This is a genomic window from Streptomyces albidoflavus (assembly GCF_000719955.1).
GTDB lineage: Bacteria > Actinomycetota > Actinomycetes > Streptomycetales > Streptomycetaceae > Streptomyces > Streptomyces albidoflavus.
Genome location: NZ_JOII01000016.1, coordinates 84,998 through 108,995, shown reverse-complemented (window position 1 = coordinate 108,995; position 23,998 = coordinate 84,998). Strand labels below are relative to the sequence as shown.

Annotated in this window: 23 protein-coding genes; 10 read left to right on the top strand and 13 right to left on the bottom strand. The window is 73.7% G+C overall.

All coding sequences use genetic code 11. The annotated features are described in order from the left end of the window. Positions 1-3: 3 nt before the first annotated feature. From IF45_RS0118380 to IF45_RS0118370, 3 genes are all read right to left on the bottom strand, one after another. The gene (locus IF45_RS0118380; RefSeq protein WP_030308424.1) at positions 4-1,053 is read right to left on the bottom strand and encodes an aminotransferase class V-fold PLP-dependent enzyme; all 1,050 of its coding nucleotides are present in this window, start codon (positions 1,051-1,053) and stop codon (positions 4-6) included. A 125-nt stretch (positions 1,054-1,178) separates the two neighbouring features. Beyond that, positions 1,179-1,904, bottom strand: coding sequence for a DsbA family oxidoreductase (locus IF45_RS0118375; RefSeq protein WP_008412186.1), 726 nt, complete (start codon positions 1,902-1,904; stop codon positions 1,179-1,181). A 165-nt stretch (positions 1,905-2,069) separates the two neighbouring features. Further along, positions 2,070-3,605 carry an aldehyde dehydrogenase family protein gene (locus IF45_RS0118370; RefSeq protein ID WP_078842893.1) on the bottom strand — a complete coding sequence of 512 codons (1,536 nt, stop codon included), beginning with the start codon at positions 3,603-3,605 and terminating at the stop codon, positions 2,070-2,072. Between the two features lie 432 nt (positions 3,606-4,037). Here IF45_RS0118370 and IF45_RS0118365 point away from each other — a divergent pair, with 432 nt between their 5' ends. The 7 genes from IF45_RS0118365 to IF45_RS31445 all read left to right on the top strand — a co-directional run bounded on the left by IF45_RS0118365 (position 4,038) and on the right by IF45_RS31445 (position 10,550). Continuing rightward, complete coding sequence (locus tag IF45_RS0118365) at positions 4,038-5,030, top strand: histidine kinase (protein ID WP_234373510.1); 993 nt, start codon at positions 4,038-4,040, stop codon at positions 5,028-5,030. Beyond that, positions 5,027-6,283: a sensor histidine kinase gene (locus tag IF45_RS0118360; protein WP_030308420.1), complete on the top strand. Its 1,257-nt coding sequence runs from the start codon at positions 5,027-5,029 to the stop codon at positions 6,281-6,283. Before IF45_RS0118365 ends, IF45_RS0118360 begins: the two co-directional genes overlap by 4 nt. Beyond that, positions 6,280-6,930 (top strand): response regulator transcription factor, encoded by a 651-nt coding sequence (locus tag IF45_RS0118355; protein ID WP_030308419.1) that lies wholly within the window; start codon positions 6,280-6,282, stop codon positions 6,928-6,930. The genes IF45_RS0118360 and IF45_RS0118355 overlap by 4 nt, the downstream gene beginning before the upstream one ends. 114 nt (positions 6,931-7,044) lie before the next feature. Continuing rightward, on the top strand, positions 7,045-8,256 hold the full coding sequence (locus IF45_RS0118350; protein ID WP_030308418.1) for an MFS transporter: 1,212 nt from the start codon (positions 7,045-7,047) through the stop codon (positions 8,254-8,256). A 45-nt stretch (positions 8,257-8,301) separates the two neighbouring features. Further along, on the top strand, positions 8,302-9,495 hold the full coding sequence (locus IF45_RS0118345) for a TerD family protein (protein ID WP_030308417.1): 1,194 nt from the start codon (positions 8,302-8,304) through the stop codon (positions 9,493-9,495). Positions 9,496-9,919: 424 nt separating this feature from the next. Next, positions 9,920-10,096: a hypothetical protein gene (locus tag IF45_RS33370; RefSeq protein WP_010637046.1), complete on the top strand. Its 177-nt coding sequence runs from the start codon at positions 9,920-9,922 to the stop codon at positions 10,094-10,096. A gap of 271 nt (positions 10,097-10,367) precedes the next feature. Beyond that, the gene (locus IF45_RS31445) at positions 10,368-10,550 is read left to right on the top strand and encodes a hypothetical protein (protein ID WP_003947432.1); all 183 of its coding nucleotides are present in this window, start codon (positions 10,368-10,370) and stop codon (positions 10,548-10,550) included. A gap of 159 nt (positions 10,551-10,709) precedes the next feature. Here the strand turns inward: IF45_RS31445 and IF45_RS0118330 are convergent, their stop codons facing one another. Then, a complete protein-coding gene (locus IF45_RS0118330; protein WP_030308416.1) occupies positions 10,710-12,170 on the bottom strand; it encodes a hypothetical protein in 1,461 nt (486 codons plus the stop codon). A gap of 241 nt (positions 12,171-12,411) precedes the next feature. Between IF45_RS0118330 and IF45_RS0118325 the strand changes: the two genes are divergently transcribed. Beyond that, positions 12,412-14,268, top strand: coding sequence for a DUF8508 domain-containing protein (locus IF45_RS0118325; protein ID WP_030308415.1), 1,857 nt, complete (start codon positions 12,412-12,414; stop codon positions 14,266-14,268). 74 nt (positions 14,269-14,342) lie between these two features. Here IF45_RS0118325 and dapD read toward each other — a convergent pair whose 3' ends face one another. The 9 genes from dapD to IF45_RS0118280 all read right to left on the bottom strand — a co-directional run bounded on the left by dapD (position 14,343) and on the right by IF45_RS0118280 (position 22,079). Next, positions 14,343-15,332 carry a 2,3,4,5-tetrahydropyridine-2,6-dicarboxylate N-succinyltransferase gene (dapD, locus tag IF45_RS0118320; RefSeq protein ID WP_003947435.1) on the bottom strand — a complete coding sequence of 330 codons (990 nt, stop codon included), beginning with the start codon at positions 15,330-15,332 and terminating at the stop codon, positions 14,343-14,345. A gap of 128 nt (positions 15,333-15,460) precedes the next feature. After that, positions 15,461-15,799: a metal-sulfur cluster assembly factor gene (locus IF45_RS0118315; protein WP_003947436.1), complete on the bottom strand. Its 339-nt coding sequence runs from the start codon at positions 15,797-15,799 to the stop codon at positions 15,461-15,463. Then, positions 15,796-16,272, bottom strand: coding sequence for a Fe-S cluster assembly sulfur transfer protein SufU (sufU, locus tag IF45_RS0118310; RefSeq protein WP_018895204.1), 477 nt, complete (start codon positions 16,270-16,272; stop codon positions 15,796-15,798). Before sufU ends, IF45_RS0118315 begins: the two co-directional genes overlap by 4 nt. Positions 16,273-16,282: 10 nt before the next feature. Further along, complete coding sequence (locus tag IF45_RS0118305) at positions 16,283-17,551, bottom strand: cysteine desulfurase (protein WP_008406098.1); 1,269 nt, start codon at positions 17,549-17,551, stop codon at positions 16,283-16,285. Then, entirely contained in the window at positions 17,548-18,312 is a 765-nt protein-coding gene (gene sufC, locus IF45_RS0118300) for a Fe-S cluster assembly ATPase SufC (RefSeq protein WP_003947439.1), read from the bottom strand. Before sufC ends, IF45_RS0118305 begins: the two co-directional genes overlap by 4 nt. A 6-nt stretch (positions 18,313-18,318) precedes the next feature. Continuing rightward, positions 18,319-18,636, bottom strand: coding sequence for a non-heme iron oxygenase ferredoxin subunit (locus IF45_RS0118295; RefSeq protein WP_026047963.1), 318 nt, complete (start codon positions 18,634-18,636; stop codon positions 18,319-18,321). A gap of 5 nt (positions 18,637-18,641) precedes the next feature. Beyond that, on the bottom strand, positions 18,642-19,841 hold the full coding sequence (sufD, locus tag IF45_RS0118290; protein ID WP_003947441.1) for a Fe-S cluster assembly protein SufD: 1,200 nt from the start codon (positions 19,839-19,841) through the stop codon (positions 18,642-18,644). A gap of 76 nt (positions 19,842-19,917) precedes the next feature. Next, positions 19,918-21,339 (bottom strand): Fe-S cluster assembly protein SufB, encoded by a 1,422-nt coding sequence (sufB, locus tag IF45_RS0118285; protein WP_003947442.1) that lies wholly within the window; start codon positions 21,337-21,339, stop codon positions 19,918-19,920. Then, entirely contained in the window at positions 21,336-22,079 is a 744-nt protein-coding gene (locus tag IF45_RS0118280) for a helix-turn-helix transcriptional regulator (RefSeq protein ID WP_003947443.1), read from the bottom strand. The genes sufB and IF45_RS0118280 overlap by 4 nt, the downstream gene beginning before the upstream one ends. Positions 22,080-22,262: 183 nt before the next feature. On the opposite strand from IF45_RS0118280, the gene IF45_RS0118275 reads away from it, so the two are divergent. Beyond that, a complete protein-coding gene (locus IF45_RS0118275) occupies positions 22,263-23,222 on the top strand; it encodes an ABC transporter ATP-binding protein (protein ID WP_003947444.1) in 960 nt (319 codons plus the stop codon). Beyond that, the gene (locus IF45_RS0118270) at positions 23,219-23,986 is read left to right on the top strand and encodes an ABC transporter permease (protein WP_008406089.1); all 768 of its coding nucleotides are present in this window, start codon (positions 23,219-23,221) and stop codon (positions 23,984-23,986) included. Before IF45_RS0118275 ends, IF45_RS0118270 begins: the two co-directional genes overlap by 4 nt. The last annotated feature ends 12 nt before the right edge of the window (positions 23,987-23,998 follow it).

Genomic DNA, 23,998 nt, shown 5'->3' with positions numbered 1-23,998 from the left:
GGCTCAGCCGTCGAGCGCCGCCACCAGCCGGTCGACGTCGCTCTCGGTGTTGTACAGGTGGAAGGCGGCCCGCAGCATCCCGGCCCGGTCGGAGACGGTGATCCCCCGCTCCCCGAGGGCCGCCGCCCGCTCCCCCAGCCCCGGTACGGAGACGATGGCCGAACCGGGGGCCGGTACGGGGGCGTGTCCGGCGCGGGTCAGCCGCTCCCGGAAGCGGTCGGCGAGCGCCACGTCGTGGGCGCCGACGGCCTCGGTGCCGATCCGCTCCAGCAGGGCGAGGGCGTGCTGCGCGCCGGTCCAGACGAGCGGGGCGGGGCTCTCGTCGTAGCGGCGCGCGTCGGGGGCGAGGCCGGTGACGGGTCCGTAGCAGCTGTCGAACGGGGAGTCGCCCGCGACCCAGCCCGCGAGGAGCGGGGGCAGGGTGCCGGGCTCCGGCGGGACGGTGAGGAAGGCGGTGCCCTTCGGGGCGAGCAGCCACTTGAACCCGACGGCCACCGTGTAGTCGTACGCGCCGGCCTCGAAGATGTCCCAGCCGGCCGCCTGGGAGGCGTCGACCAGGGTGCGGGCGCCGTGGGCGCGGGCCGCCTCGCGGACGGCGGCGAGGTCGGCGCGGCGGCCGTCGGCGGACTGCACGGCGCTGACCGCGACCAGGTCGGTCGTCCCGGTGACGTGCTCGGCGATCCGCTCCAGCGGCACGGTCCGTACGCTCACTCCCGGCCGGACGTGGAAGGGGTTGACCAGCGAGCTGAAGTCGCCTTCGGCGGTGAGCACTTCGGCGCCGTCGGGCAGCGCGGCGGCGATCAGGCCGGTGAAGGTCGCCACCGAGGATCCGGTGGCGACGCGGGTGGCGGGGACGCCCACCAGCCGGGCGAAGGAGGCCCGGGCGGCGTCCCGGGCGCCGAACATGTCGGGCGGGGTGCCGGCCGCGGCGGCGTCGACCGCCTCGTGCACGGCCCGGGCCGCGCTCAGCGGCAGGAGGCCGGTGCCGGCGGTCGCCAGGTGCGTCCGGGAGGGCTTGAACTCGTCTTCGGCCAGGCTGCGGGCGAGGTCCATGCGGCCACTGTGCACCCTCGCGCGGCAGCCGTCCATGGTGCGGCGACCGCCGAACCGTCCCTGGTGGGTACGGGTCCGGCCCGCCGCCCCGCCGGGGCGGGTGGCGGGCCGGGACGGAGCGGGGGTCAGCCCTTCGGGACCTCGCAGCCGTCGGGACCGCACGCTTCGCCGCCCTCGGCGCCGGCCGGGGTGGCCAGCCCGGAGGCGGGGACGTGGCTCTCCCACGCCTGGGTGAGGGCCTGCGTGAAGACGTCGGCGGGCTGGGCGCCGGAGACGCCGTACCGTCGGTCGAGGACGAAGAACGGGACGCCGCTCGCGCCCAGTTCGGTGGCGGCGCGCTCGTCGGCGCGGACCTCGGCGGCGTACCGCTGTTCGTCGGCGAGGACCTCGCGGGCCTCGGCCTCCTCCAGTCCGGCCTCGACGGCGAGGGCGACGAGCCGCTCGTCGTCGCCGAAGACGGTCGCGGTCTCGGCGAAGTTGGCGCGGTACAGCACGGCGAGCAGCTCGTCCTGGCGGCCGCGCGCCTTGGCGAGGTGGAGCAGCCGGTGCATGTCGAAGGTGCTGCCGTGGTCGCGGCCCTCGGTGAGGTAGGGCAGGCCCTCGGCGGCGGCGTTCTGCCCGAGGTTCCGCTCGGCCTCGGCGGCCTGGGCCTCGCTCATGCCGTACTTCTTGGCGAGCATCGGCAGGACCAGCTCGGGGTCGCCCTTGGGGCGGGCCGGGTCCAGCTCGAAGGAGCGGTGCACGACCTCGATCCGGTCGCGGTGCGGGAAGGCGGCGAGCGCCTTGTCGAACCGCGCCTTTCCTACGTAGCACCAGGGACAGGCGATGTCGGACCAGATCTCGACGCGCATGGCTGCGGTTCAACTCCTCGGCCCGGGGACCGGGCAGGTCGGGGGTGCCGGGAGCGGTCTCCCGGGGCGTGCGGACACCAGGGTACGGAGGGTGCCTCCGCTCTGCTGCAACGCGGGGGCGGACCGGTGCATTCCGGACCGGCCCGGGTCACCCCGGCCTCCGCCTCAGGCCCCGCGTTCGGCCCGCCCGTCCACGTGCCGGGGCAGCCCCAGCGGGTTGCCGTCCCGCAGCTCCGGCGGCAGCAGCGCCTCGGGGGTGGTCTGGTACGCGACCGGGCGCAGCCAGCGCTCCACGGCGGCGGTGCCGACCGAGGTAGCCGTGGAGGTCGCCGCCGGGTAGGGGCCGCCGTGGTGCTGGGCGTCGGCGACCGCCACCCCGGTGGGCCAGCCGCCGACGACGACCCGGCCGGCCAGGCGGGTGAGCCGCTCCAGCAGCGCGGCGGCGTCGCCCTCGCCGCGTTCCTCGGCGGCCGAGAGGTGCAGGGTGGCGGTGAGGTTGCCGGGCAGCCGGGCCAGGAGCGCCTCGGCCCCGGCGGGCCCGTCGTAGCGGGCGAGTACGGTGACCGGCCCGAAGCACTCCTCCAGGAGCAGGTCGTGCGGGCCCTCGGCGGCGAGCCGGGCGGCGTCCACGGTGAGGAACCCGGCGGCCACCGTGTGCTCACCGGCCGCGCCCGGCGTCACCGGGCTCGCCACGCCGTCCAGTGCGGCCCGCTCGGTGACCCCGGCGAGGAAGGCGTCGCGGATGCGGGCGTCGAGGAGGACCCCGGCCTCGGTGTCGCTGACCGTCGCCGTCAGCGCCGTCACCAGCCGGTCGCCGTCCTCGCCCGCCGGGACGAGCACCAGTCCGGGCTTGACGCAGAACTGGCCCGTCCCCAGCGTCATCGAGGCCGCCAGCCCCTCGGCGACCTCCCGGGGCCGCTCGGCCACGGCACCCGGGGTGACGAGGACCGGGTTGAGGCTGCCCAGTTCGCCGTGGAAGGGGATCGGCACGGGCCGGGCGGCGGCCGCGTCGAAGAGGGCGCGTCCGCCGCGTACGGACCCGGTGAACCCGGCGGCGGCGAGCAGCGGGTGGCCGATCAGGGCCACTCCGGCGTCGAAGCCGTGGACCAGGCCGAAGACCTCCGGGGGGACGCCGGTGTCGGCGGCGGCCCGGCGCAGCAGGGCGAGGACGAACTCGGAGGTGGCCGGGTGGTCCGGGTGGGCCTTGACGACGACGGGGCAGCCGGCCGCGAGGGCACTGGCGGTGTCGCCGCCCGGGACGGAGAAGGCGAAGGGGAAGTTCCCGGCCGCGTAGACGGCGACCACGCCGAGCGGCACGCACATGCGGCGCAGGTCGGGGACGGGCGGTGCGGCGGCCGGGTCGGGGTGGTCGATCCGGATGCCGAGGAAGGCGCCCTCGTCGACGAGGTCGGCGAAGCTCCTCAACTGGTTGGTCGTGCGCGTCAGTTCGCCGTCGAGCCGGACCGGCCCGAGCGCGGTCTCGGCGTCGGCGGCCTCCACCAGGTGGGCGCGGGCGCCGTCGAGCCGGGCGGCCGCGGCCCGCAGCAGCGCGGCGCGTACGGCACGGTCGGCGAGGGCGCCCCGGGCGGCGTGGGCGGCGCGCACCGCCGCGTCCACCTCGGCCCCGCTCGCCTCCACGGCGACCTGCTCCCGCTCCCTGCCGGTCCGGGGGTCGACACTCCATACGGCTGCTGCTGCCACGGCGGGGGCTCCTTCGGTACGGGCCACAACCGACGGCGCCGTCCGTACCGGGCGCGCGGTCACATCGGGGGTGCGGTCTCGTCAGATGGGGGGACAGGGCTCCTGGTGGCGGAGCTCTTGGGCGCGGAGGGTATGCGGGGCCGCTCGCGGGGGTCAAGGGGCGCCCGCCCCGAAAGCCTCTGGTCGGCGCGGGTACGGACGCGGGAGACTGCCGGGGTGAGGGGACGGGCGACACAGACGCGGAGCGCCGGGGCTTACGCAGCCGGGGAATTGACGGCGCGAGCAGGGGCGGACCGGGCCCGCACCGCCGGGCCGCGGGTGCCCCGCCTCACCCTCCGGGCCGACCTCCGCCCGCCCCTCTCCCCCGCGCGGCGGAGCCGGTTCACCGTGGTGGAGGAGGTGGCGGCGAACGCCCCTCGCGAGGCTGAGTCCATGACGACCGACCACGGCACAGCCGTCCTCCGCTCCCCTGCCCCGCCCGGCCGCCTCGACCACGTGGCCGCCTGGGTGGCCGCCCTCGCCTGCCTCCCCTACCTGACGCTGAAGACGGCCTGGGTGGCGGGCAGTTCGCTCGGCATCCCGCCGGAGAGCCCGCTGCTCGACCACACCCTGGTGCTGCGCCTCGCCAACGCCGGGACGGTGGTGATGGACGGCGCCGTGATCGTGCTGGTCCTCCTCCTGGTCCGGCCCTGGGGCCTGCGGGCACCCGGGTGGCTGCTGCTGGTCCCGGTGTGGATCGCGACGGGGCTGCTGCTCCCGATCGTCCTCGGCTACCCGGCCCAGCTGGTCGCCGGCGCACTCGGCGCGGGCGGCTCCGGCTCCACCTCCGACGCCGAACCCTTCCTGGACAGCTGGGTCTTCGCCGTGGTCTACGGCGGCTTCATCGTGCAGGCCCTGGCGCTGACCACCCTCTTCCTCCGGTACGCCGGGCGCCGCTGGGCCGGGGTGGCGCGGGGGCGGCCGGGCCAGTTCCGGCCGGGCGGCTCACGCGCGGCCTCGCGCCTGCTCGTGGCGGGCGTACTGGTCCTCACGCCCTTCCCGCTGGCGCTGCAACTGGCGTGGGCGGCCGGGTCCGGGGCGGGGCTCGACGGGCCCGGTTCCGTCGACAGCCGCATCGTCGCGGCCACCCACGCCTGCTCCCTGCTGCTGGCCGTCGCCGGGACGCTCGGCCTGGCCTGGCGCCGCCCGCGCCGGCTGCCGCTCGCGGCGCCGCTGGGAGCGGCCTGGCTCGGGTCGGGGGCCACCCTGTGCTGGGCCCTGTGGATGCTGCTGCCGATGGTGACGGGGGCGGCCGGTGACCAGACGTCGGCACTGCCGCTCCTCGTCCACGTGGCGCGGACCCTGGTGGGCGCGGTGGCCGGCGTCGCCCTGCTCGGCTTCCTGCGCACCCGGACCGGGCAAGCCGGTGCGGCGGAGTCCGTATGACGGCCGCGACGGCGCGGCGCTGGCTGCACCTGGTGGTGGGCGGGGCGCTGCTGATGCCGTACTTCCTCTTCGTGGGAACGGTGGTGCTGGCGCTGCTCGGGGTCCCGGACTTCTTCACCGACCCGCCCGCGCTGGCGCTCACCTTCACGCTGGCGCTGCCGCTGGTGGCGGTCACCGCGCTGGTCCCGGCGGCGCGGCCACCGGCGGTGGCGCTGGCGCGGGGCCTGACGGGTGCGGCGCCGGACACGCTGGCCGACGGGCCGGCCCGGGGCCGGGTGGACCGGTCCCGCACGGCCTGCTGGTACGTGCTGCACCTGGGGCTGGGCGGTGTGGTGGCGGGGGCGACGCTGGCGGTGCCGCCGTTCGCCGTGCTGCTGCTGGCCCTCCCCGTGGTGCGTCCCGGCCCCGGCTCCCCGTACGCCCTGCCCACGGCGGGTCCGGCCCTGTACCTCGCGCCGCTCGCGGGCCTGGCGCTGCTGGCCGCGCTGGCGGGCGTGGCCGCCGGGGCGGGCGCGGTGCTGGCCCGGGCGGCGCCCGTGCTGCTCGGGCCCTCGCCCCGGGAGCGGCTGGAGCGGGCCGAGCGGCGGGCGGCGGAGCTGGCGGTGCGCAACCGGCTCGCCCGTGAGGTGCACGACTCGGTGGGGCACGCGCTGAGCGCGATCGCCCTCCAGGCCACGGCGGCCCGCCGGCTGCTGGACGGGCCCGCCGCCGAGGGCCGCGCCTTCGCGGGGGAGGCGTTGTCGGCGATCGAGGAGACGGCCCGGCGTACCGTCGGCGAACTCGACGCCGTGCTGGGCGTGTTGCGCGAGAGCGGCCCCGATCCCGGCACCGCCGCGCCGGGCCTCGCGGAGGAGCTGCCCGCGCTGCTGGACCGGACCCGGGCGGCGGGGTGCCGGGTCACGGTGCGCGGGACGCCGCCGCCGGGCGTGCTGCCGCCGCCGCTCGACCGGGAGGCGTACCGGATCGTGCAGGAGGGGCTGGCCAACGCGTTGAAGCACGCCCCCGGCGCGCCCGTGCTGCTGCGGCTGGAGCGGACCGCGTCCGGGCTGTCGGTGCGGGTCGCCCAGCCGCTCCCACCCGTCCCCCCGTCCCCGTCCGCCGGGGGCGGCCGGGGTCTGGCGGGCGTCGCCGAACGGGCCCGGCTGCTCGGCGGCTCGGCCACGGCGGGGCCGTGCGGGGGCGACTGGGTCCTGGACGTCACCCTGCCGACGGGCGCCGCGCCCGTCCCCCGTACCGGAGAGGAGACCCGATGACCATCCGCCTGGTCCTGGCCGACGACGAACGCATGGTGCGGACCGCGCTGCGCGCCATCCTGGGCGCCGAACCGGACCTGGAGGTGGTGGGCGAGGCGGCCACCGGCGCGGAGGCGGTCTCCGTGGTGCGGGCCACCGCCCCGGACGTGGTGCTGATGGACGTCCGGATGCCGGAGGTCGACGGCATCCGCGCCACCGAACGCGTCCTGGCGGCGGGCGGGGAGCGGGCACCGCGCGTCCTCGTCCTGACCACCTTCGAGAACGACGACCACGTCCTCGCGGCGCTGCGCGCGGGCGCCGCCGGCTTCCTGCTGAAGCGCGCGGAGGCCGAGACCCTGCTCCACGCGGTCCGCGTGGTGGCCCGCTCGGACACCCTGCTGTTCCCGTCCTCGGTACGCGCGCTGGCCCTGGCCCACGGCCCGCGCCAGGCCGCCGAACCACCGTGGGCGGCCCGGCTCACCGACCGCGAACGCGAGGTGCTGCGCCTGATGGCCACCGGCCTGACCAACGCGGAGATCGCCGCCCGTCTCACGGTCGGCCCCGCCACCGTCAAGTCGCACGTGGCGGCGGTCCTCGCCAAGACCGGCACCCGCGACCGCACCCAGGCCGTCATCGCCGCCTACGAGGCGGGCCTGACGGGTCCTTAGCCACCACGACGGCTGCGGGCACCCCTCCTCAGGCCGCAACCGGTCCCCTCCGACCCCCTCCACCGGGGCATCTGCCCGATGTCCGGCCGCCCCCTGCGCCGCGACCCTGCGCCCATGACCACCACCCCGCGCACCGCGCGCCACCTCCTCCGCGACCGGGAGGCGTCCCTGATCCTGGGCGCGGTCCTCGTCTCGGGCTTCGGCTCCTCGGCGACGGCCCTGGTGGCCGGGGTCTGGGTGAAGGAGCTGACCGCCTCGGACAGCCTCGCCGCCCTGGCCACCGCCGCCCTGTGGGCCGCCGTCCCGGCCGCGCCGTGGCTCGGCGCCCTCGCCGACCGCTTCCCCCGCCGCCCCCTCCTCGTCGCCACCGATCTCGCCGCCGCGGCGCTCCTCCTGCTCCTCGCCGCCACCGCCGCCCCCGGCCGGCTCTGGCTGATCCTCACCGTGCTGGCGCTGTACGGGGTGTGCGGCACCGTCCACGACGCGGCCGGCACCGCCCTCGCCGCCACCACCCTCGACCCCCGCCTCCTGGGCACCTTCAACGGCCTGCGGCTGACCGCGAACGAGGGCATGAAGCTCCTCGCCCCGCTCACCGGCGCCGCCCTGTTCACCTGGTACGGCGGCCCCGCCGTCGCCCTCCTCGACGCCCTCACCTTCCTGTGCGCGGCAGCCCTGTACACCCTGCTCCGCACCCCGGACTCCCTCCCGGAACCCCGCCCCCGCCACCGCCCTCGCGGCCCCCTGCTGCCGCCCTCCCCCACCCTGCGCGCCCTGGTGACCGCCGGGGCCTGCACGATGCTGCTCGCCGGGGTGAACGGCGCGAGCCTCTACGCCGTGGTCGACGCGGGGCTGGGCCGCGCCCCGAGCTGGGCGGGCGTCCTGTACGCGGTGCAGGGCGCCGGGTCGGTCGCGACGGGCCTCGCCGCCGGGACGCTGATGCGACGCCTCGGCGAACGGGGCTTCGCCGCCGGGGGCTGCGCCCTCTTCGGGCTGGGCGTCGCGGTGCGGGCGCTGCCGGGCGACGCCCCGGTGCTGGCAGGGAGCCTGCTGATCGGCGCGGGGCTGCCCTGCGTCCTGATCGCCGCGCTCACGGCGGTGCAGCGGGAGACCCCCGCCGACCGGCTCGGGGTGACGGCCGGCCGGGTCCACACCCTGCTGTACGCGCCGAACGCGGTGGCGCTGGTGGCGGGCGCCGGGCTGGTCGCCGTCACGGACCACCGGGTGCTGCTGGCGGTCACCGGTACGGCGGCCCTGGGCTGCGCCGCCGTACCGGCGCGGGGGCGGGGCGTCCGTTCGGGGGAAGCGGAGGAAGTTCCGCGTAGGTAAGGGAACGGCAAAGCGGGGTCGTTCGTTCCTCCAGGCATGACAGCTATGACCCCCGGCTCGAACATCCCTCTCACCGCCACCAGCGTGACGGTGGACGTCTCCGCCCCGGTGCGGCTCGACGTCTCGGGCCTGCTGCTCACCGCCGACGGCAAGGTGCGCTCCGACGACGACTTCATCTTCTACAACCAGCCCACCGGCGCCGGTGTCACCTACCGCTCGGGCGGCGGCTCGGCCCCCGACGCGATCGTGGTCGACACGGCGTCGGTCCCGGCCCAGATCGAGAAGATTGTGGTCACGGCCAGCCCGGACGCCGCCGGCCAGACCTTCCAGGGCATCGAGCCCACCGCCACCGTCCGCGGCGCCGACGGCCAGGTGCTCGCCACCTTCACCCCGCCGCAGCTCGGCGCCGAGACCGCCCTCGTCGTCGTCGAGGTCTACCGCCGCAACGGCGCCTGGAAGGCCCGCGCCGTCGGCCAGGGGTACGCGAACGGACTGGCCGGCATCGCCACCGACTTCGGGGTGAGCGTCGAGGAGGAGCCGGCCGCGGCGACCCCGGCGCCCGCCGCCGCCCCGGCAGCCGCGCCCGCCGCCCCGGACCCGCGCGCCGCCATGTCGACGCCGCCGCCCGCCGCCCCGCAGGCCGCCCCCGCTCCCGGCGCCGGGAAGATCAACCTGGACAAGGGCCGGGTCAGCCTCCAGAAGAACCAGACGGTCTCCCTGGTCAAGGGCGGCCGCCCGCTCCTCTCCCAGGTCAAGATGGGCCTGGGCTGGGAGCCCGCCTTCCGGGGCAAGGACATCGACCTGGACGCCTCCGTCATCGCCTACGGCCCCCAGCGCAACCAGCTGGACAGCTGCTACTTCGGCCGCCTGTCGATCCTCAACGGCGCCGTCAAGCACTCCGGCGACAACCTCACCGGCGAGGGCGGCGGCGACGACGAGGTCATCGTGGTCGACCTCGGCCGCCTCCCGGCCGACGTCAGCGGCCTCGTCTTCACCGTCAACTCCTTCTCCGGCCAGAAGTTCACCGAGGTCGCCAAGGCGTACTGTCGCCTGGTCGACGCGGCCACCGACGAGGAGCTGGTCCGCTTCGACCTCACCTCGGCCGAGCCGCAGACCGGCGTCCTGATGGCCAAGCTGATCCGCCAGTACTCCGGCGAGTGGGAGATGACCGCCATCGGCGACTTCGTGAAGTCCCGCACCGTACGCGGCATGGTGAAGCCGGGCGCACAGGCGCTGTAGCGCGCCCCACCCGGCACCCGCACGGGGCGGCACCGACGAGCAGCGCCGGTGCCGCCCCGCCGTCCGTCCGGGCTCGCCATCCGTGCGGCCCCCGGCCACCCGGACGGCCCCGTTCACCGGCTCATCCCAGCCACCCCGTCAGCGCCGCCACCTCCCGCACCCCGCGCCCGTCGGTGGCCACCCGTGCCGTCCCCTCCGGCACCTGCGCGTCCAGCCTCCGCCCCTGAACGACGCTTTTCCGCCACGGGGCGCAGTCTTTGCGGGTAACGCGCCGGGACAGTGAGGCGTCGAACGTCACAATCGGCCGCCATGGGGCCGAAATTCGCGCGTATGCGCAGGTCAGAGCGGGTTCCCCGACGGAGGTGTCACTTCGGTGACCGACAATGCGCAGCGAGGGATCACACGGAGCCCCTACTCTGTTCACATGTCCTCCATCCCCGTAACCGCCCGCGTGCGCCCCCCGTCCGTCATCAACGAGCAGATCCGCGCCCTCATGCTGCGCTCTGCCGGACGGCTCACGGCGGCACAGCGCGCGGAGTACGAGGCGCTGGTGGAGGAGTGGGCCACCGCCGTCAACACGGGCGAGCCCGAGGCCGCGTAAGCCCCCAGGGCTCCGCCACGGCCGGGCGGCCGGCCCGTGCCGCCCAGGCCACCCGTACCGCACGACCGGACCATGCGCCCCCGTGCCCCTGTGAGCCCCCTCATGCGCCCCGGAGGAAGCGGCCCTGCCCCGTACGGCGGCTCGCTACACCGGCGGCGAATGTGATCCTCACAGCATCCCCACGAAGAACCCCCAGGTCACAGCCGTGTCTCGGTGCGATCAGTGACTGCTCCGTGGCGGAACGTCAGTTCTTTCCCCTAGGCTTGGCGGCATGTCCACGAACCACCCTCATTCCGGCCCCGCACGGCGTACGGCAGCCGTGCTGAACGAGCAGATCCGCGGCCTGTGGCTGCGTGCGGGCGGTTCCCTCTCCCCTGACGAGGCCGCGGAGTACCAGCGGCTGGTCACCGAATGGGCTGCGGCCATCCGCGACGAGATGGTCGAAGCGGCCTGACGCCCCCGGCCGGGCGCCGGGACGGACGGGACGACACCACGCACGCCCCCAGGCACACACGACGGCGGCGGCCCTGACCTTCACCGGTCCGGGCCGCCGCCGCGTTTCCGGGGGCCCGCCAAGAGCCTTTCCCTGTACGGGAACTGGCGCCCCCCGCCGTCACACCCCCTGGCGTGACCGCGCCTTGAAGGCGGCCTTGCGGGCGACCTTCGCCACCTTGCGGTCCGGGTGGAGCCGCCCCATCGCCTCCAGCACGTCGGCGGTGGCGGGGTGCTCCACCCGCCAGGCCGCGTCGAAGAAACCGCTGTGCTTGTCGGCGAGGCCCTCCACCAGAGCCCGCAGCTCCTCGGAGTTGCCCTCCGCCGCCAGCTGGGCCGCGATGGTGTCCACCGTCAGCCAGAAGACCAGCTCCTGCGAGGGCGGCGGAACGTCTCCGGCGCCCCGCTCCGCCAGCCACACCCGGGCGAGCCCGCCCAGCTCCGGGTCGTCCAGCACCTCCCGCAGCGCGCCCTCCGCCTCGCTGCCGACCAGCGACAGCGCCTCCTGGCAGCGGAGCCGGCGCAGCGGCGCGCCCTCGTCGGCGCCCCGGGCGGCGGCGAGCAGGTCGCGGGCGGCGGCGGGGGCCTCGCGCCCGGCCAGCCAGGCGGCCAGCTCGTCCCGGACGGCCTCCGGCGGGTAGCCGGCGATCCCGTCGAGGAGCGCGTCGGCACCCTTGCCGGCCAGGTCGCCCACGACGGGAACCTCGTAACCGGCCTCGGCGAGACGCAGGCGCAGGGCGTGGCGGCCGAGGGCGGTGAGGCGGACCATGCCGTAGCGGCTGATGTCCTCCTCCGGCTCGGGCGCCCCGGGCTCCTCGTCGGCGTCGGCCATCAGCTCCTCGTCGACCGGCCAGAACTCGACCAGCCCGACCGGCTCCAGCGCCCGGAAGTAGTCGTCCAGCCGCATCATCGTGTCGGAGACGAACTCCAGGACCTCGTCGGAGGGTTCGCCCATCGGCTCGTCCGAGGCGACCATCGTGGCGGCGAGGGCGGGCAGCGGCACCGGCGTGCCGGCCTCGGCGCCGGCGGTCAGCGTCAGCGTGTAGAGGTTGGTGAGGGCGAGTTCGAGCAGTTCCTCCTCGGCCTCGGGGTCCCAGTCGAGCGCGTCGAGATCGAACTCCCCGCCCGCCTCGACCATCTCGGCCAGCCCCTCCAGATCCGGCACGGCGGCATCCGCGAGGACGGTCTCCAGGGCCGCCTCCCAGACGCCCAGGACGTCCTGGGGGCTGCCGCCGGTGAGCAGCGCCAGCTCGGGCCCGGCCTCGGCGGTGCCGGGCGTCTCCTCGCCGCCGGCGCCCTCCTGCGGGTCCTCGACGGTGACCAGGCCGGTGTCCACGGCGACCCGCCACGCCTCCCCGGCCAGCGCCTCGCCCTCCTCCCCGGCGGGCAGCCCGAGCGCCTCGGCGGCCTCGGGCAACTGGTCGTCGAGGAGTTCGCCGCCCGCGCCGACCTGGGTGGCCGGTCCCGCCCAGCGGGCGAGCCGCACGGCGCGGCCCAGCAGTGGGGTGGCGAGCGCGTCCCGCGCCAGTTCCGCCTCGGAGGTGAGCCTGACCGGGGGCAGGGCCGGGGGGTGTGCGGGCATCGGGTGGTTCTCCTCGGTCGGCGGCGTGTCCTGGTGCCGGTTCAGCGTAGACGGATTTGTTGGCATGCCGACCGGTTCCGGCCCGCGTCACCCGGTGTACATCTGCCGTCCCTTGACAACTCCCCCCGCCCTCCAAGAGATTGACGCGCGTAGAGCCGCACCCGTGGGCCGGTGCCGCCCGGCGGACCGGCTCGCGTCCCCTGTCTCGTGTCCCCGTTCTCCACCACGTTCGGAGCCCTCCATGGCCGGTTCTCCCCGCCTCGCCGCTCGCGCCACGCTGCCGCACCGCTCCCCCGCCGTCGCCGCCCTCTGCGCGGTGGCGCTCGGCGCGGGCCTGCTGGTGGCCGCCTCGCCGCAGGCCGCCGCCGACACCGTGCGCATCCACGACATCCAGGGCACGACCCGGATCTCGCCGCTGGTGGGGCAGCGGGTGGAGGCGGTCCCCGGCATCGTCACCGGCGTCCGGACGTACGGCTCGCGCGGCTTCTGGTTCCAGGACACCCGCCCCGACGCCGACCCGGCCACCAGCGAAGGCATCTTCGTCTTCACCAGCAGCGCCCCCACGGTGAAGGCCGGCGACGCCGTCGAGGTCACCGGCACGGTCACCGAGTACGTCCCGGGCGGCGCCTCCAGCGGCAACCAGTCGCTCACCCAGCTCACCCAGCCCTCGGTCACTGTCGTCTCGTCCGGCAACCCGCTGCCGCCCGCCCAGGTGATCGACGCCCGCGCCGTCCCGTCCCGCTACACCCCGGCGGGCGACCCGGCGGCCCAGGGCTCCGTCAACTCCCTCCCCCTCAAGCCTCGTTCGTACGCCCTGGACTTCTACGAGTCCCTGGAGGGCATGAACGTCCGCATCGGCAGCTCCCGCGTCGTCGGCGCCACCGACCCGTACGCCGAGCTGTGGGTGACGGTGAAGCCGGGCGAGCGGCCGAGCGCCCGCGGCGGCACCGTCTACGGCTCGTACACCGCGCAGAACACCGGGCGGCTCCAGGTCCAGCAGCTCGCCCCGCTCGCCGAGAGCCCCTTCCCCCAGGCCGACGTGGGCGACCGCCTCACCGGCCGCACCGAGGGCCCGCTCGACTACAACCAGTACGGCGGGTACACGCTGGCCGCCCGCGAGCTGGGCGAGGTGGAGAGCCGGGGCCTGAAGCGGGAGAAGACCAAGGCCCAGGCCAAGAACGAGCTGGCGGTGGCCACGTACAACGTCGAGAACCTCGACCCGGGCGACCCGCAGGAGAAGTTCGACGCGCTGGCCCGGGCCGTCGTCACCAACCTCGCCTCCCCCGACGTGCTGGCGCTGGAGGAGATCCAGGACGACAACGGGCCCACCGACGACGGCACGGTCTCCGCCGACGAGACGCTGCGCCGCTTCACCGAGGCGATCACGGCGGCGGGCGGGCCGCGCTACGACTGGCGCGGTATCGACCCGGTCGACAAGGCGGACGGCGGCGAGCCCGGCGGCAACATCCGCCAGGCCTTCCTCTTCAACCCGGCCCGGGTCTCCTTCACCGACCGCCCCGGCGGCGACGCCACCACCGCGACCGGCGTGGTCCGCGAACGCGGGGGCGCCGCCCTCACCCACTCCCCCGGCCGCGTCGACCCGGCCGACCCGGCCTGGCAGAACAGCCGCAAGCCGCTGGCGGGCGAGTTCACCTTCCGCGGCGAGCGCGTCTTCCTGATCGCCAACCACTTCGCCTCCAAGGGCGGCGACGAGCCCTTGGCCGGCCACCGCCAGCCCCCCACCCGCTCCTCGGAGACCCAGCGCCACGCCCAGGCCGCCTCGGTCAACACCTTCGTCAAGAAGCTCCTGTCGGCCGACCGCAAGGCCAAGGTCCTCGTCCTCGGCGACATCAACGACTTCGAGTTCTCCGCCACCACCCAAACCCTCACCGCCGGCAAGGCCCTCAAGCCCGCCGCCCTCTCCCTCCCGCCCGCCGAGCGCTACTCCTACGTCTTCCAGGGCAACAGCCAGATCCTCGACCAGATCCTGGTCACCCCCGCCGTCAAGCACTTCCACTACGACAGCGTCCACATCAACGCCGAGTTCGCCGACCAGAACAGCGACCACGACCCGCAGGTGCTGCGGTTCCGGCCCTGACCCCGGGCACGACGAAGGGCCCGCTCCGGTCTCCGGGGCGGGCCCTTCCGCGTACGTCGCCGGGCGGGGCCGGGTCAGTTGTGGCTGTGCAGCACCTCGTTCAGTCCGCCCCAGACCGCGTTGTTCGGCCGGCCCTCGACCTTGCCCGTCAGGGAGTTCCGGCGGAAGAGGATGTTCGAGGCGCCGCTGAGTTCGCGGGCCTTGACGATCTCGCCGTCGGGGAGGGTGACCAGGGTGCCGGCGGTGAGGTAGAGGCCGGCCTCGACCACGCACTCGTCGCCCAGGGCGATGCCCACGCCGGCCTCGGCGCCGACCAGGCAGCGTTCGCCGAGGGAGATGATGACGTTGCCGCCGCCGGAGAGGGTGCCCATGGTGGAGGCGCCGCCGCCGATGTCGGAGCCGTCGCCGACGACGACGCCGGCCGAGATGCGGCCCTCGATCATGGAGGTGCCGAGGGTGCCGGCGTTGAAGTTGACGAAGCCCTCGTGCATCACGGTGGTGCCCTCGGCGAGGTGGGCGCCGAGGCGGACCCGGTCGGCGTCGGCGATGCGGACGCCCTTGGGGGCCACGTAGTCGGTCATCCGGGGGAACTTGTCCACCGAGGTGACCTGGAGGTGCAGGCCGGCGGCGCGGGCGTTGAGGCGGGCCTGCTCCAGGTAGTCGACCGGAACCGGCCCGAGCGAGGTCCACGCGACGTTGGCGAGGTGGGCGAAGATGCCCTCCAGGTTCTGGCCGTGCGGGCGGACCAGGCGGTGGCTGAGCAGGTGGAGCCGCAGGTAGACGTCGTGGGCGTCGAGCGGCTTGTCGTCGAGCGAGGCGATGACCGTACGCACCGCGACGATCTCCACCCCGCGGCGCGGGTCCTCGCCCAGCGCCTGGGCGGCGGCCTCGCCGAGGAATTCGGCGGCCTGCGTCGCGGTGAGCCGTTCGGTGCCCGCGGGCCCGGGGGTGTCGGTCAGTTCGGGCGCCGGGAACCAGGTGTCGAGCACCACGCCGTCGGCGGTGAGCGTGGCCAGGCCGGCGGCGACGGCGCCGGTGGTGCGAGTAGCAGTCGAGTCGGTCATGAGGGCAACCTAACCGGCCCCACCCCGCCCGGGCCAACCGAGCCCGGGAGCTGGACGAGGAGGCGGGGCCCACCGGCCGTGACCGGTGGACCCCGCCTCCCTCGGGCGCGCCGTGGCGCGTGGGGAACTCAGACGTTGAAGCCCAGTGCCCGAAGCTGCTCGCGCCCGTCGTCGGTGATCTTGTCGGGACCCCACGGCGGCATCCAGACCCAGTTGATCCGCAGCTCACTGACGATGCCGTCGGTGGCCGACTTGGCCTGGTCCTCGATGACGTCGGTCAGCGGGCAGGCCGCCGAGGTCAGGGTCATGTCGATGGTCGCGATGTTCGCGTCGTCGACGTGGACCCCGTAGATCAGGCCCAGGTTGACGACGTCGATCCCCAGCTCGGGGTCGACGACGTCCAGCAGCGCCTCGCGGACTTCCTCCTCAGAGGCGGGCTTCAGAGTGGCCTCTGCGTTCTCGCTCATGCCGTCCTCCTCGCAGTGTTGTCGCTCGCGTCCTCGCCCAGGGCCTGGGCGGTCGCGTCCTTCCACGCCATCCAGCTCAGCAGCGCGCACTTGACGCGTGCCGGGTACTTGGAGACACCGGCGAACGCGACCGCGTCCTCCAGCACCTCCTCCATGGCGTCGTCCGGCTCGATCTGGCCCTTGGACTGCATCAGCTCCAGGAAGGTGCCCTGGATCTTCCGCGCCTCGGCCAGTTCCTTGCCGACCAGCAGGTCGTTCAGCACCGAGGCGCTGGCCTGGCTGATGGAACAGCCCTGCCCCTCGTAGCTGACGTCGGCGATGCGCTCGCCGTCGTACTTGACCCGCAGGGTGATCTCGTCCCCGCACGTGGGGTTGACGTGGTGCACCTCGGCGTCGCCGTCGCGCAGCCCCCGCCCGTGCGGGTTCTTGTAGTGGTCCAGGATCACGTCCTGGTACATCGAATCCAGCTTCACGACACGTCCCTCAGCCGAAGAAGTTCCGTACGTGCTCCAGCCCGTTCACGAGGGCGTCGACCTCGGCGGGCGTGGAGTACAGATAGAACGACGCCCGCGTGGTCGCGGGAATTCCGTACCGCAGGCAGACGGGGCGCGCGCAGTGGTGTCCCACGCGGACCGCGATGCCCTGTTCGTCGAGGACCTGCCCGACGTCGTGCGGATGGATGTCGCCCAGCGTGAAGGAGATCGCCGCACCCCGGTCCTCGGCCGAGGCCGGGCCGATGATGCGCAGGTCGGGGACCTGGAGCAGGCGCTCGACGGCGTACTCGGTGATCGCGTGCTCGTGGGCGGCGATCTTCTCCATGCCGATGGAGCTGAGGTAGTCCACCGCCGCGCCCAGACCGATGGCCTGGGAGATCGGCGGCGTGCCGGCCTCGAACTTGTGCGGCGCGGGAGCGTACGTCGAGGAGTGCATCGAGACGGTCTCGATCATCTCGCCGCCGCCGAGGAAGGGCGGCAGGTCCTCCAGCAGCTCCTGGCGGCCCCACAGGACGCCGATGCCGGTCGGCCCGCACATCTTGTGGCCGGTGAAGGCCACGAAGTCGGCCTGGAGCGCCTGGACGTCCAGGGGCATGTGCGGGGCGGCCTGCGAGGCGTCGATGAGGACCAGGGCGCCGACCTGCTGGGCGCGCCGGACGATCTTCTCGACCGGGTTGACCGTGCCCATCAGGTTGGAGACGAGGGTGAAGGAGACGATCTTCGTCTTCTCGGTGATGATCTCGTCGATGTCGGAGAGGTCGAGGCGGCCGTCGTCGGTCAGCCCGAACCACTTCAGCTTCGCGCCGGTGCGCTGCGAGAGCAGCTGCCACGGCACGATGTTGGAGTGGTGCTCCATCTCCGTGATGACGATCTCGGTGTCGGCGTCGACGCGGTAGGGCTCGTCGGCCCAGCCCAGCATGTTCGCGACGAGGTTGAGCGACTCGGAGGCGTTCTTGGTGAAGATCACCTCGTCGCGGCTCGGGGCGTTGATGAAGGCGGCGACCTTGTCGCGGGAACCCTCGTACAGCGCCGTTGCCTCCTCGGCGAGCACGTGCACGCCGCGGTGGACGTTGGCGTTGTGCTGCTCGTAGTACTCGCTGAGCACGTCGAGCACCTGGCGGGGCGTCTGGGAGGTCGCCGCGTTGTCCAGGTAGACGAGTTTCCTGCCGTCGTGGATCTCCCGGTGGAGGATCGGGAAGTCCTTGCGGATCGCCTCGGTGTCGAGGAGGCCGGAGAGCCCCTGATGGGCCACAGTCACGCGGATGCGCCACCCTTCACGTAGGACTCGTAGCCCTCCGCCTCCAGCTTGTCGGCCAGCTCCGCGCCGCCGGACTCGGCGATGCGGCCGCCCGCGAAGACGTGGACGTGGTCGGGCTTGATGTACCGCAGGATGCGGGTGTAGTGCGTGATCAGCAGGGTGCCGACCTCGCCGCCCTCGCGGACGCGGTTGACGCCCTCGGAGACGACGCGCAGGGCGTCGACGTCGAGGCCGGAGTCGGTCTCGTCGAGGATGGCGACCTTGGGCTTGAGCAGCTCCAGCTGAAGGATCTCGTGGCGCTTCTTCTCACCGCCGGAGAAGCCCTCGTTGACGTTGCGCTCGGCGAAGGCGGGGTCCATGTGGAGACGCTCCATGGCCTCCTTGACCTCCTTCACCCAGGTACGCAGCTTGGGGGCCTCGCCGCGCACGGCGGTGGCGGAGGTGCGCAGGAAGTTGGAGACGGAGACGCCGGGGACCTCGACCGGGTACTGCATGGCGAGGAAGAGGCCGGCGCGGGCCCGCTCGTCGACGGACATCTCCAGGACGTCCTCGCCGTCGAGGGTGACGGTGCCGCCGGTGATCGTGTACTTGGGGTGGCCTGCCAGCGAGTAGGCGAGCGTCGACTTGCCGGAGCCGTTCGGGCCCATGATGGCGTGCGTCTCGCCCTGCTTCACGGTCAGGTCGACGCCCTTGAGGATCTCCTTCGTGGCGTTGTCGGCCTCGACGGTGACGTGCAGGTCGCGGATTTCAAGCGTTGCCATGGTGCCTCAGGACTCCTGGGTGAGGGAGACGAGCACGTCGTCCCCTTCGATCTTTACGGGGTATACGGGGACGGGGCGCGTGGCCGGCAGCCCGGAGGGCTTGCCGGTGCGCAGGTCGAAGGCGGAGCCGTGGAGCCAGCACTCGATCTGGCAGTCCTCGACCTCGCCCTCGGAGAGCGAGACGTTGGCGTGCGAGCAGATGTCGTTGATCGCGAACACCTCGCCCTCCGTGCGCACCACGGAGACCGGCGTGCCGTCGAGTTCCACCCGCTTGGGGGTGTCCTCCTCCAGCTCGCCGAGGCCGCACGCCCTCACGTACGCGATGGCCATCAGACCGCGGCCTCCAGTTCGGCCTCGATCTTGGCGAGCAGCCGCTCCTCGACGTCGGGCAGGCCGATCTGCTGGACCAGCTCGGCGAAGAAGCCGCGGACCACCAGACGGCGGGCGTCGGCCTCGGGGATGCCGCGGGCCATCAGGTAGAAGAGCTGCTCGTCGTCGAAGCGGCCGGTCGCCGAGGCGTGGCCGGCGCCGACGATCTCGCCGGTCTCGATCTCGAGGTTCGGCACCGAGTCGACCCGCGCGCCGTCGGTGAGGACGAGGTTGCGGTTCATCTCGTAGGTGTCGGTGCCCTCGGCGGCGGCCTCGATGAGGACGTCGCCGATCCAGACGGCGTGCGCGTCGTCGCCCTGGAGCGCGCCCTTGTAGACGACGTTCGAGGAGCAGTGCGGCTGGTTGTGGTCGACCAGCAGACGGTGCTCCTGGTGCTGGCCCTGGTCGGTGAAGTACAGGCCGATCAGTTCGGCCGAACCACCGGTGGACGCGTAGCTGACGCGCGGGTGCAGCCGGACCAGGTCGCCGCCGAAGGTGACGACGACGGACTTGAACGAGGCGTCGCGGCCGACCAGCGTGTTGTGCTGGGCGACGTGGACGGCGTTGTCGTCCCAGTCCTGGACGGCGACGACGGTCAGCTTGGCGCCGTCACCGAGGACGTAGTCGACGTTGGCGGCGAGGACCGCGTCACCGGTGTGGTCGATGACCACGACGGCCTCGGCGAAGGCGCCGAGCTCGATCACCTGGTGGGCGTAGGCGGTGCCGCCCTCGCCGTGCACGGTGATCCGGATCGGCTCCTCGGGGCGCGCCTCCTTGGGCACGGTGACGACCGACGCCTTCTCGAAGGCGCTGTACGCCTGGGCGGCGACGCGGTCGACGGGCTTGCCGGCCCGGCCGACGCGGGCGTCGTCACGGCCGACGGTCTCCTGGGTGACCCCGTCCGGGGTGGAGATCTCGACACGGATGCCGCCGTCGGCGACGGCGCTGCCGTCGTGCAGGCCGCGCAGCCGCTCCAGCGGCGTGAACCGCCACTCCTCCTCGCGGCCGTGCGGGACCGGGAAGTCCGCCACGTCGTACGAGGGGGGCGCGCTCATGCGCGTGGCGACGGTCGACTCGGCGGCCACCGCGATCTGACCGGCGGTGGTGGAACCCGCCGGCACGGTGCCCCCCTGGACGGGGGCGTTCTGGGCCTCAGCCATGGCTGTCGTGGTGCTCTCTCTCTGCGTCGGACTCAGCGAACCGAGCCGGAGGACTTCGTGTGCTGCGGGCTCGGCGTCAGCCGACGGAGCCTTCCATCTGGAGCTCGATCAGCCGGTTGAGCTCGAGGGCGTACTCCATGGGGAGTTCCTTGGCGATCGGCTCGACGAAGCCGCGCACGATCATCGCCATCGCCTCGAACTCGGTGAGGCCGCGGCTCATCAGGTAGAAGAGCTGGTCCTCGGAGACCTTGGAGACGGTCGCCTCGTGGCCCATGGACACGTCGTCCTCGCGGACGTCCACGTAGGGGTAGGTGTCCGAGCGGGAGATGGTGTCGACCAGCAGCGCGTCGCACAGGACGTTCGACTTGGCGCCCGGGGCACCCTCGCCGATCTCGATGAGACCGCGGTAGGAGGTGCGGCCGCCGCCTCGCGCCACCGACTTGGAGACGATGTTGGAGGAGGTGTTGGGGGCCATGTGGACCATTTTGGCGCCCGCGTCCTGGTGCTGGCCCTCGCCGGCGAAGGCGATGGAGAGGGTCTCGCCCTTGGCGTGCTCGCCCATCAGGTAGACGGCCGGGTACTTCATGGTGACCTTGGAACCGATGTTGCCGTCGATCCACTCCATGGTCGCGCCCTCGTACGCCACGGCGCGCTTGGTGACCAGGTTGTAGACGTTGTTCGACCAGTTCTGGATGGTCGTGTAGCGGCAGCGGCCGCCCTTCTTGACGATGATCTCGACGACCGCGGAGTGCAGCGAGTCGGTCTTGTAGATCGGCGCGGTGCAGCCCTCGACGTAGTGGACGTAGGCGTCCTCGTCGACGATGATCAGCGTCCGCTCGAACTGGCCCATGTTCTCGGTGTTGATCCGGAAGTAGGCCTGGAGCGGGATCTCGACGTGCACGCCCTTCGGCACGTAGATGAAGGAGCCGCCGGACCACACGGCCGTGTTGAGCGCGGCGAACTTGTTGTCACCGGCGGGGATGACGGTGCCGAAGTACTCCTGGAAGAGCTCCGGGTGCTCCTTCAGCGCGGTGTCGGTGTCGAGGAAGATGACGCCCTGCTCCTCCAGGTCCTCGCGGATCTGGTGGTAGACGACCTCCGACTCGTACTGCGCGGCGACGCCGGCGACGAGGCGCTGCTTCTCCGCCTCGGGGATGCCGAGCTTGTCGTACGTGTTCTTGATGTCCTCCGGCAGGTCCTCCCAGGACTCGGCCTGCTTCTCGGTGGACCGCACGAAGTACTTGATGTTGTCGAAGTCGATGCCGGAGAGGTCCGAGCCCCAGTTCGGCATGGGCTTCTTGCCGAAGAGCTTCAGGCCCTTGAGGCGGAGCTTGGTCATCCACTCCGGCTCGTCCTTCTTGGACGAGATATCGCGGACGACGTCCTCGCCGATGCCACGCCGGGCGGAGGCTCCGGCCGCGTCGGAGTCGGCCCAGCCGTACTCGTACGTACCCAGGCCCTCGAGTTCGGGGTGGGCAGTCTCCGTGGGGAGCGTCATGCGGGGTTCCTCCCGGCCGTGCTTGCTGATGTGTCGGTGGGCTGATGTGCCGTGGTCTGCGGGGTGGCGCGCGGGATGAACGTCGTGCAGACGCCGTCTCCGTGCGCGATGGTCGCGAGGCGCTGGACGTGGGTGCCCAGGAGCTGGGAGAAGACCTCGGTCTCCGCCTCGCAGAGCTGTGGGAACTGCTCGGCCACGTGCGCGACCGGGCAGTGGTGCTGACAGAGCTGTTCGCCCTGCTGCGGCTCGGGGGCGCTACGCGCCGTAGCAGCGTACCCGTCGGCGCTCAGCGCCTTCGCCAGCGCGTGGGCGCGGTCCGCCGGGTCCGCCTCGTCCATGGCGGCGCGGTACTGCTCCGCCTGGGCGGCGACCCGGGCGCGGGCGAAAGCGGCGACCGCGTCGGGTCCGGCCGTCTCCGCGATCCAGCGCAGCGCGTCGACGGCGAGGGAGTCGTAGGACTGGTCGAAGGCGTCGCGTCCGCAGTCGGTGAGAGCGAAGACCTTGGCGGGCCTGCCCCTGGTCCGGGCGCCGTAGACGCGCTGTTCGCGAGGTTCGACGACGCCGTCGGTGCCGAGGGCGTCGAGGTGCCTGCGGACGGCGGCCTGGGTGAGCCCGAGCCGCTTCGCGAGGGCGGCGACCGTCGAGGGGCCGTGGTCCAGGATGGAGCGCGCGACACGGTTGCGGGTGGACCGCTCACCGGTCGCGAGTTCCTCCTGCGGAGCCTCGCCAGCCTTTTTCACAACGCCATTGTTGCGTAATTCGTCCGGACGCGACAACCGCCCAGGTGGCAGCCTCAGGGTGGTTTCGATCACTTAGGGTTACCTAACCGGCCGTGCTGTGGTAGTGGCCCCAGGGGCCTCCCGGGCCCCGGGCGCCCCGGCCCACGTGCCGGTGTGCGGCGGCCCGTCCCTAGACTCTCCGGTATGCGCAGCACCCCACCGGGCGAGATCCCCCGGCCCACCCCGCCGGAGCCCGTTCTCCAGGTGCGGGGCCTGATCAAGCGGTACGGCACCAAGACGGCCGTCGACGGCCTCGACCTCACCGCCCGGGCCGGCGTCACCGCCGTCCTCGGCCCCAACGGCGCCGGCAAGACCACCACGGTCGAGACCTGCGAGGGGTACCGCAGGCCCGACGCCGGCACCGTGCGGGTGCTCGGCCTCGACCCGGTCCGCGAGGCGGCCGCGCTGCGCCCGAGGATCGGCGTGATGCTCCAGTCGGGTGGTGTCTACTCCGGCGCACGCGCCGACGAGATGCTCCGCCACATGGCGAAGCTGCACGCCCACCCGCTGGACGTGGACGCGCTGATCGAGCGCCTCGGCCTCGGTTCCTGCGGCCGCACCACCTACCGGCGCCTCTCCGGCGGGCAGCAGCAGCGGCTCGCCCTCGCCATGGCCGTGGTGGGCCGCCCCGAACTGGTCTTCCTCGACGAGCCGACCGCCGGGCTCGACCCGCAGGCCCGCCGCTCCACCTGGGAGCTGGTGCGCGAGCTGCGCGCCGACGGCGTCAGCGTGGTGCTGACCACCCATGCGATGGACGAGGCCGAACAGCTCGCCGACGACGTGGCGATCATCGACGCCGGGCGTGTCGTGGCCCAGGGCAGCCCCGAGGAGCTGTGCCGGGGCGGCGCCGAGAACACCCTGCGCTTCACCGGCCGCTCCGGCCTGGACCTGGCCTCGCTGCTGAAGGCGCTGCCCGCGGAGACCGCCGCCGTCGAGCTGGCCCCCGGCTCGTACCGGCTGACCGGCACCGTCGACCCTCAGCTGCTGGCCACCGTCACCTCCTGGTGCGCCCAGCACGGGGTCATGCCCGACCAGCTCTCGGTGGAGCGGCACACCCTGGAGGACGTCTTCCTCGAACTGACCGGCAAGGAGCTGCGCGCATGAGGACCGGTACCTACGCCCCGAAGCCCGGGGCGGCGCCGGTGGGCCGCATGATCGCCGCCCAGGCGGCCTTCGAGACCAGGCTGCTGCTGCGCAACGGCGAGCAGCTGCTGCTCACCGTGATCATCCCGTCGCTGCTCCTGGTGCTCTTCTCGACGGTGGACGTCGTCGACACCGGCGACGGCGAGCCGGTCGACTTCCTCGCCCCGGGCATCCTCGCGCTGGCGGTGATGTCGACCGCCTTCACCGGCCAGGCCATCGCCACCGGCTTCGAGCGCCGCTACGGCGTCCTCAAGCGGCTCGGCGCCTCGCCGCTGCCCCGCTGGGCGCTGATGACCTCGAAGACGCTGGCGGTGCTGGTGACCGAGGTGCTCCAGGTGGTGCTGCTGGCGGTGATCGCGCTGGCGCTCGGCTGGTCCCCGCACGGCAACCCGCTCGCCGTGCTCCTGCTGCTGGCACTCGGTACGGCCGCCTTCTCCGGGCTCGGTCTGCTGATGGCGGGCACGCTGAAGGCGGAGGCGACGCTGGCCGCCGCCAACCTGGTCTTCCTGCTGCTGCTGGTCGGCGGCGGGGTGGTCGTGCCGCTGTCGAAGTTCCCCGACGCGGTGGGCGCGGCACTCGGATGGCTGCCGATCTCGGCGCTCTCCGAGGGGCTGCGGGCCGTCCTCCAGGACGGTGCGGGGCTGCCCCTCGCCCAGGTGGGCATCCTCGCGGTGTGGGCGGTGGCCGCGCTGGCGGCGGCGGGGCGCTTCTTCCGCTGGGAGTGAGCCGCCGACCCG

What these genes read in the sequence shown, in the direction of transcription:
- IF45_RS0118275 (WP_003947444.1), top strand. Translation starts at nt 22,263, where the DNA reads ATGCGCAGCACCCCACCGGGCGAGATCCCCCGGCCCACCCCGCCGGAG.
- IF45_RS0118380 (WP_030308424.1), bottom strand. Translation starts at nt 1,053, where the DNA reads ATGGACCTCGCCCGCAGCCTGGCCGAAGACGAGTTCAAGCCCTCCCGG.
- IF45_RS0118315 (WP_003947436.1), bottom strand. Translation starts at nt 15,799, where the DNA reads ATGAGCGAGAACGCAGAGGCCACTCTGAAGCCCGCCTCTGAGGAGGAA.
- IF45_RS0118360 (WP_030308420.1), top strand. Translation starts at nt 5,027, where the DNA reads ATGACGGCCGCGACGGCGCGGCGCTGGCTGCACCTGGTGGTGGGCGGG.
- dapD (WP_003947435.1), bottom strand. Translation starts at nt 15,332, where the DNA reads ATGACCGACTCGACTGCTACTCGCACCACCGGCGCCGTCGCCGCCGGC.
- IF45_RS0118345 (WP_030308417.1), top strand. Translation starts at nt 8,302, where the DNA reads ATGACCCCCGGCTCGAACATCCCTCTCACCGCCACCAGCGTGACGGTG.
- IF45_RS0118325 (WP_030308415.1), top strand. Translation starts at nt 12,412, where the DNA reads ATGGCCGGTTCTCCCCGCCTCGCCGCTCGCGCCACGCTGCCGCACCGC.
- IF45_RS0118330 (WP_030308416.1), bottom strand. Translation starts at nt 12,170, where the DNA reads ATGCCCGCACACCCCCCGGCCCTGCCCCCGGTCAGGCTCACCTCCGAG.
- sufC (WP_003947439.1), bottom strand. Translation starts at nt 18,312, where the DNA reads ATGGCAACGCTTGAAATCCGCGACCTGCACGTCACCGTCGAGGCCGAC.
- IF45_RS0118270 (WP_008406089.1), top strand. Translation starts at nt 23,219, where the DNA reads ATGAGGACCGGTACCTACGCCCCGAAGCCCGGGGCGGCGCCGGTGGGC.
- IF45_RS33370 (WP_010637046.1), top strand. Translation starts at nt 9,920, where the DNA reads ATGTCCTCCATCCCCGTAACCGCCCGCGTGCGCCCCCCGTCCGTCATC.
- IF45_RS0118365 (WP_234373510.1), top strand. Translation starts at nt 4,038, where the DNA reads ATGACGACCGACCACGGCACAGCCGTCCTCCGCTCCCCTGCCCCGCCC.
- sufB (WP_003947442.1), bottom strand. Translation starts at nt 21,339, where the DNA reads ATGACGCTCCCCACGGAGACTGCCCACCCCGAACTCGAGGGCCTGGGT.
- IF45_RS0118375 (WP_008412186.1), bottom strand. Translation starts at nt 1,904, where the DNA reads ATGCGCGTCGAGATCTGGTCCGACATCGCCTGTCCCTGGTGCTACGTA.
- IF45_RS31445 (WP_003947432.1), top strand. Translation starts at nt 10,368, where the DNA reads ATGTCCACGAACCACCCTCATTCCGGCCCCGCACGGCGTACGGCAGCC.
- sufD (WP_003947441.1), bottom strand. Translation starts at nt 19,841, where the DNA reads ATGGCTGAGGCCCAGAACGCCCCCGTCCAGGGGGGCACCGTGCCGGCG.
- IF45_RS0118355 (WP_030308419.1), top strand. Translation starts at nt 6,280, where the DNA reads ATGACCATCCGCCTGGTCCTGGCCGACGACGAACGCATGGTGCGGACC.
- IF45_RS0118350 (WP_030308418.1), top strand. Translation starts at nt 7,045, where the DNA reads ATGACCACCACCCCGCGCACCGCGCGCCACCTCCTCCGCGACCGGGAG.